Annotated in this window: 6 protein-coding genes and 1 rRNA gene; 5 read left to right on the forward strand and 2 right to left on the reverse strand. The window is 57.2% G+C overall.

Going from position 1 to position 6,322, the window contains the following annotated elements:
- Positions 1 to 33: 33 nt before the first annotated feature.
- The 3 genes from P3C18_RS13810 to erpA all read left to right on the forward strand — a co-directional run bounded on the left by P3C18_RS13810 (position 34) and on the right by erpA (position 1,558).
- A complete protein-coding gene (locus P3C18_RS13810; protein ID WP_275962423.1) occupies positions 34 to 711 on the forward strand; it encodes a DUF6776 family protein in 678 nt (225 codons plus the stop codon).
- Between the two features lie 9 nt (positions 712 to 720).
- Positions 721 to 1,131: a polymer-forming cytoskeletal protein gene (locus tag P3C18_RS13815; protein WP_275962424.1), complete on the forward strand. Its 411-nt coding sequence runs from the start codon at positions 721 to 723 to the stop codon at positions 1,129 to 1,131.
- Between the two features lie 76 nt (positions 1,132 to 1,207).
- Entirely contained in the window at positions 1,208 to 1,558 is a 351-nt protein-coding gene (erpA, locus tag P3C18_RS13820) for an iron-sulfur cluster insertion protein ErpA (RefSeq protein WP_090256106.1), read from the forward strand.
- Between the two features lie 78 nt (positions 1,559 to 1,636).
- Here the strand turns inward: erpA and P3C18_RS13825 are convergent, their stop codons facing one another.
- Both P3C18_RS13825 and P3C18_RS13830 read right to left on the reverse strand, forming a co-directional pair.
- Positions 1,637 to 2,728, reverse strand: a complete 1,092-nt coding sequence (locus tag P3C18_RS13825) for an anhydro-N-acetylmuramic acid kinase (RefSeq protein ID WP_275962425.1) — start codon at positions 2,726 to 2,728, stop codon at positions 1,637 to 1,639.
- Between the two features lie 3 nt (positions 2,729 to 2,731).
- Positions 2,732 to 4,138 carry a peptidoglycan DD-metalloendopeptidase family protein gene (locus P3C18_RS13830; protein ID WP_275962426.1) on the reverse strand — a complete coding sequence of 469 codons (1,407 nt, stop codon included), beginning with the start codon at positions 4,136 to 4,138 and terminating at the stop codon, positions 2,732 to 2,734.
- Between the two features lie 213 nt (positions 4,139 to 4,351).
- Here P3C18_RS13830 and tyrS point away from each other — a divergent pair, with 213 nt between their 5' ends.
- Positions 4,352 to 5,548, forward strand: a complete 1,197-nt coding sequence (tyrS, locus tag P3C18_RS13835; RefSeq protein WP_275962427.1) for a tyrosine--tRNA ligase — start codon at positions 4,352 to 4,354, stop codon at positions 5,546 to 5,548.
- A gap of 678 nt (positions 5,549 to 6,226) precedes the next feature.
- Positions 6,227 to 6,322: ribosomal RNA gene (locus P3C18_RS13840) — 16S ribosomal RNA — on the forward strand; the annotation flags it as partial.

The raw sequence follows: 6,322 nt of genomic DNA on the forward strand, positions 1-6,322 counted from the left end.
CCTAGCGATCCGGGGCGTGCTCGGCGGCGGCGCATGCTCGTCGTGCTGCTGCTGCTGTGCATTCCGCTGGCGTTCTACGTCGGCGGTTGGTGGCAGCAGTACAGCCAGCCTGCAGTGGTGCTAGGGCAGCCGGCCGAACCGGTGCGCGATGAGCAACTGCTGCGTGAGGTCGATGAGTTGCGTCAGCGCGTGGCGGTATTGAGCAGTGCGGAAAAGGTCAGCCTGCAAGCCAACGAGCAGAGCCGTCTGACCATCAAGCTGTTGGAAGAGCAGATCTATAAGCAGCAGCAGGATCTGGCCTTCTATAAAGGCGTGCTAGCGCCGGCCAGTCGTCGTGAAGGTTTGCGCATCAAGACCTTTGAGCTGCAGGCCACGGACAGGCCGGAGCATTTCCGCTACAAGATACTCCTTAGCCGCGTGGGCAAAGGTGAGACGCCGCTGGAAGGCCAGTTGCAGGTGTTGATCGTCGGCAAGCAAGGCGAGCAGGATGTCACGCTTGAGTTGGCGGCGCTGGGTGCAGACTTGCCCGATGCCCTGCCTGGGGCGTCGATTGCTTTCGCCTTCAAGCACTTTCAGGCCATTCCCGAGGCCGGGCGTTTTGCTGAGCTGAAGTTGCCTGAGGGCTTTACCCCGCGCGAGATCAAGGTGCGTGCCGAGGTAAAAGGCGAGAAGCCTTTGCTGCGCACATTCAATTGGAACAAAGAGGAGTGACTGTTCCTTATGTGGAATAAAGACAAGGCGCGTACTGACGTGCAGCGTTTCGCGGGCAAGACCAGCCTGATTGCGGTGGGTGCCGAGCTGCATGGCGATTTGCGCTTTCAAGGTGCGGTACAGGTTGATGGCAAGGTCATCGGTAACCTGGTGGCCAGCGAGGGCATGGTGCGCGTCAGTGTGCAGGGCCGGGTTGAAGGTGAGATTCGCGCCCCCCATATAGTGATTGACGGTGAAGTGGTCGGCGATGTGCACGCCAGTGGCCACCTTGAGCTGGGCGCGCGGGCACGGGTGCGCGGCAATCTGTATTACGCCCTGATGGAAATGGCCATGGGTGCGCAGATCGAAGGCCGTCTCTGCCGCTTGCAAGACGAGGCACGGCCGCTGGAATTGCCAGAAACGTTGGATACCGCACAATAGTTGACCGCTTTTCTCGGGTAAGCGGATAATGCCGATCAGAATGCAGTATGGCGCGTAGCGCCGGGAGTTAATCAGCATGAGCGTCGAAACCTTCACCCCCAGCGCTATGCAATTTACGCAGGGCGCCGCGAACAAGGTGAAGAGCCTGGTCGATGAAGAAGGCAACCCGCGCCTGAAATTGCGCGTGTTTGTAACGGGAGGCGGTTGTTCCGGCTTCCAGTATGGCTTCACCTTTGATGAAGAAGTGGCCGAGGATGACACCATCATCGAGCGTGAAGGCGTGAGCCTGGTGGTCGACCCGATGAGCTTCCAGTACCTGGCAGGTGCCGAAGTCGATTATCAGGAAGGTCTGGAAGGTTCGCGATTTGTCATCAATAACCCGAACGCCACCACCACCTGCGGTTGCGGTTCTTCGTTCTCGATCTGATCTTCAGGTTGTTCAAGCTAACGCCGTGCCTTGCGCACGGCGTTGTCGTTTGTGGGGCTAGCAGATTGGCGTGTGCGCTTAGGCGGGGTAGATCGCGCCAAGTACACGCAGGCCGCGTGCGCCGGTGACGCTAGGCCGGTTGGCGTGAATGCCTTCCAGGCAGCAGTGTGCGAGCCAGGCAAAAGCCATGGCCTCAACCCAATCGGCCGGCACGCCATGCGCATCGGTACTGCTCACCTGACTGTTTGGTAGCAACTGCGCAAGGCGCTGCATTAACGTGTGGTTGTGTGCGCCGCCGCCGCATACCAGCAACATCTCGGTGTTCCGCTGAGCGGCCTTTAGGGCCTCGGTAATGCTGATGGCAGTCAGTTCCAGCAGGGTTGCTTGCACGTCGGCCGCGGCAAACGTCGGCAGGCTCTGTAGCTGCTGATCCAGCCAGGCAAGGTTGAACAATTCGCGACCAGTGCTCTTCGGGCCCTGAGTTTGGAAGTAGGGATCACTCAGCAAGGCTTGCAGGAGCTGCGCCTGTACCTGACCGCTGGCAGCCCACTGACCATCCTGGTCGTATGTCAGGCCTTGGTGGCGCTGAATCCAGGCGTCCAGCAGCACGTTGCCCGGGCCGCAATCGAAGCCATGCACCAGGCGTTCAGGCTCAAGCAGGCTGAGGTTGCTGAAACCGCCAATGTTGAGGATCGCACGGGTGCTGTTCTCGCTGGCAAACAATGCCTGGTGAAACGCCGGAACCAGCGGCGCGCCCTGGCCGCCTGCAGCAACATCGCGGCGGCGAAAGTCGCTGACCACGCTGATGCCGGTCAGCTCTGCGAGCAGGGCGGGGTTGCCGATCTGGACAGTGAAGCCGCGCGCAGGTTCATGGCGCACGGTCTGACCATGGCTGCCGATGGCGCGAACGCTGTGCGCGGGTATGCCGTGCTGCGCCAGTAAGTCATTGATGCCTTGCGCTGCGAGTGCAACCCACTGCTGTTCGGCGATAGCCGCGCGGGCTAACTCGTCTGGGCCGGAAGCGCACAGGCTGAGTAAGCTGCTGCGCAGTTCGTCTGGCATGGGCAGGTAGCGGGTGCCAAGCAGGCGGGTGCTGTGTTCTTGCTCGATCAGCGCAATGTCCAGGCCATCCAGGCTGGTGCCGGACATCACGCCGAGGTAGAGGGGCATGGCTTAGCGCTGATTGTTAAGGGCAAGCATCGTGGACTTCTCTTTGTCCATTTGCGCCATCAGCGGCTTGCTCAGCTGCATAAAACGGGCTTTTTCGCTGCTGGCGATCGGGTCGGCCATTGGCAGCTTCTGGCTCAGCGGGTCGACGTGCACGCCGTTGACCTGGAATTCATAGTGCAGGTGCGGGCCGGTGGACAGGCCGGTAGTGCCGATGTAGCCGATGATCTGGCCCTGCTTGACGTTGCTGCCGCTGCGGATGCCCTTAGCAAAGCCGTTCATATGGGCATACAGGGTGCGGTAGCGTTGACCGTGCTGAATGATCACCGCATTGCCGTAGCCGCCGTGACGACCGGCCAGGGTGACTCGCCCATCGCCGGCGGCCTTGATGGGGGTACCGCGTGGGGCGGCGTAATCTACGCCCTTGTGCGCGCGAATCTTGTTCAGTACTGGGTGGCGGCGCCCTGTGGAAAAGCGCGAGCTGATGCGGGCGAAATCCACCGGGGTACGGATAAAGGCTTTGCGCATGCTCTCGCCATTGGCGTTGTAATAGCTGCTGTTGCCCTGCTTGTTGGTGTAGCGCACAGCGGTGTAGGTCTTGCCACGGTTGGTGAAGCGGGCGGAGAGAATATTGCCGGTGCCAACCTGCTTGCCGTTGACCACTTTCTTTTCGTAGATCAGCTCGAACTCATCACCTTCACGAATATCCATGGCGAAGTCGATGTCGTAGCCGAATACGTTGGCCAGATCCATGGTCAGGCTATGCGACAGGCCGGCGCGTTTGGCCGAGAGAAACAACGAGCTCTTGATCACGCCGTGGCTGTAGGTGGTTTGAACTTCTGGCTTGACCAACTCACGCTTGAAGCTGAAGCCTTTCTCGCTTTTGGCCAGAGCAATACTTTCCAGGTCGCTGAGCTTGCTGTGCAGGCTTTCAAGCTCACCGTCAGTGCTCAGTTTGAACTCAAGTGCCTGGCCTACTTTCAGGCGTGTCAGCTGCTTGGCTTCTTTGCTGCTGTTAAGCACGGCATGCAGAGTGGTCGCGCTCAAGCCGACCTTGGCAAATACCGTAGACAGCGTGTCGCCGTTCTCTACGCGAACAATACGTTGTAGTGGGTCGGTTTCTGGCGGCTCTTCAACCTGCGCGGCTTGCGGCTCATTATCTGTCGGTGTATCGGCGGCGGCTGTGTTGGCGAACGGCGATTGGTGCGTCTGCGAGGCGGCAGAGTCAGGCTCGTCCTGCAGCTCGGCGTATTCTGCGCCGTTATCCAGCTCAAGGTTTATGTAGGTTTTCTTTGCTTCAACTTCGCGGGAGGGGAATACCAGTAGGGCTAGGCTCAGTAGGGCGGCGACGCCACTGGCAGCCAGAATATGGCTTTTCGGATACAGGGGCGGCGCTTTAGTTGTAGAGGTCATAGGCTGCTTTTTGACTTTAAAAATGAAAAGAAATAGATAAACGAAATGATGAATATGCAGTAACTGTATAAAATATAACCAAATCGCTAGCTAGGCAACCCCGGTTGTCGCAAGGTGGTCTTAGCGTAGGTGGGGTGGCCGGCAGAACTTGTGATTTGTCTGCGATCTTGTATGGTTGGTTCCCTTTTGTTTTGAGTGGTCGTGAGTCCTGTCATGAAGTCGGTTGAAGAGCAGTTGGCGCTGATCAAGCGTGGCGCGGAAGAGGTTCTGGTTGAGGCCGAACTGGTTGAGAAGCTCAAGCGTGGTCAGCCACTGCGTATCAAGGCCGGTTTTGATCCAACGGCGCCGGATCTGCACCTCGGGCACACCGTGCTTATTAATAAGCTGCGTCAGTTCCAAGAGTTGGGCCATCAGGTGATTTTCCTGATCGGCGACTTCACGGGAATGATTGGGGACCCAAGCGGTAAAAGCGCCACGCGTCCGCCGCTGACCCGCGAGCAGGTTCTGGAGAATGCGGAGACCTACAAGACCCAGGTGTTCAAGATTCTCGATCCGGCGAGAACCGAAGTCGCCTTCAACTCCACCTGGATGGACAAGATGGGGCCGGCAGACTTCATTCGTCTGACTTCGCAGTACACCGTGGCGCGCATGCTTGAGCGTGACGACTTCAGCAAGCGCTACTCGACCAATCAACCGATTGCTATCCACGAGTTCCTCTATCCACTGGTGCAGGGGTATGACTCGGTCGCCTTGCAGGCGGATGTTGAGCTGGGCGGTACTGATCAGAAGTTCAACCTGCTGATGGGGCGCGAGTTGCAGCGCTCCTATGGCCAGGCGTCGCAGTGCATCGTCACCATGCCGTTGCTTGAAGGATTGGATGGCGTGAAGAAGATGTCCAAATCATTGGGCAACTATATAGGTATCCAGGAAGCCCCCGGCGTCATGTACAACAAGCTGGTCTCCATGCCGGACGCTTTGATGTGGCGCTACTTCGAGCTGCTCAGCTTCCGTTCGATGGAAGAGATCGAGCAGTTCAAGCGTGATGTCGAGCAGGGTGCCAATCCTCGCGATATTAAAATCAAGCTGGCCGAAGAGATCGTCGCGCGTTTCCATGGCGAAGAGGCGGCGCTTAGCGCTCATCGCTCGGCGGGTAATCGAATGAAGGAAGGCGAGCTGCCTGAGGATCTGCCAGAGATCGAGGTGTTATCTGCTGAGGACATGCCGATTGCCGCGCTCCTTAATAAAGCAGGTCTGGTGAAGAACGCCGCGATGGCGCGTGATCTGTTGGGCTCCGGCAGTGTGCGCGTGAATGGTGAGGTGGTAGATCGCTCCTATATATATAAGGTAGGTGCTGTGCACGTCTGCCAGGCGGGCAAGAAAGCGTTCGCGCGTATCACACTTAAGGCCTAGTAATCGGTTGCACGCTTGCGTGATGGTTGCGACAAAGCCGTTGAAGCGTCAGCTTCAACGGCTTTGTCGTTTCTGCAGGCGGCGCGCAGGTGGCTGTGTGGCTGCAGCCCTTGATTTCGTGGCTATTGAAACAAAAGCATAACAATCGATTGACCTTCGTTCGGCAGTCCCTATAATGCGCAGCTCTTCAGGCGTATGCGGCTCCTTAAACTTCTTATAAAACAAGAAGTTAGATTTGAAAAAGGAGTTGCAAAGCAGCGAAAGCTGCGTAGAATGCGYCTCCTCTTCAGGAGGTRGTGTTTGAGTCTGRAGGGGTTCGGTCRGGTTGATCGAAAGCGGTAAAAGAGGYGGTTGACAGCGGTTTGAAAYGCTGTAGAATTCGCCTCCCGCTGACGAGAAGCTAGATGTTGATCGGAGGCGCAAGTGGTTGAGATTGAAAAGAAATTTTCGAAATCACTTGACGGAGAATGAGGCTGCTGTAGAATGCGCGCCTCGGTTGAGACGAAAGACTTAACCACCCGCTCTTTAACAACTGAATCAAGCAATTCGTGTGGGTGCTTGTGAGGTAAGACTGCTAGTCGCAAGATTATCAGCATCACAAGTAACACTCGTTAATTTGAGAGTTTTTTGTCGATTGCTGAGCTAAGTTTAGGGTTTTTTCAAAACCCAAGCAGTATTGAACTGAAGAGTTTGATCATGGCTCAGATTGAACGCTGGCGGCAGGCCTAACACATGCAAGTCGAGCGGTAGAGAGAAGCTTGCTTCTCTTGAGAG

The organism is Pseudomonas sp. 1928-m (assembly GCF_029269135.1).
In the GTDB taxonomy this organism is placed as follows: domain Bacteria; phylum Pseudomonadota; class Gammaproteobacteria; order Pseudomonadales; family Pseudomonadaceae; genus Aquipseudomonas.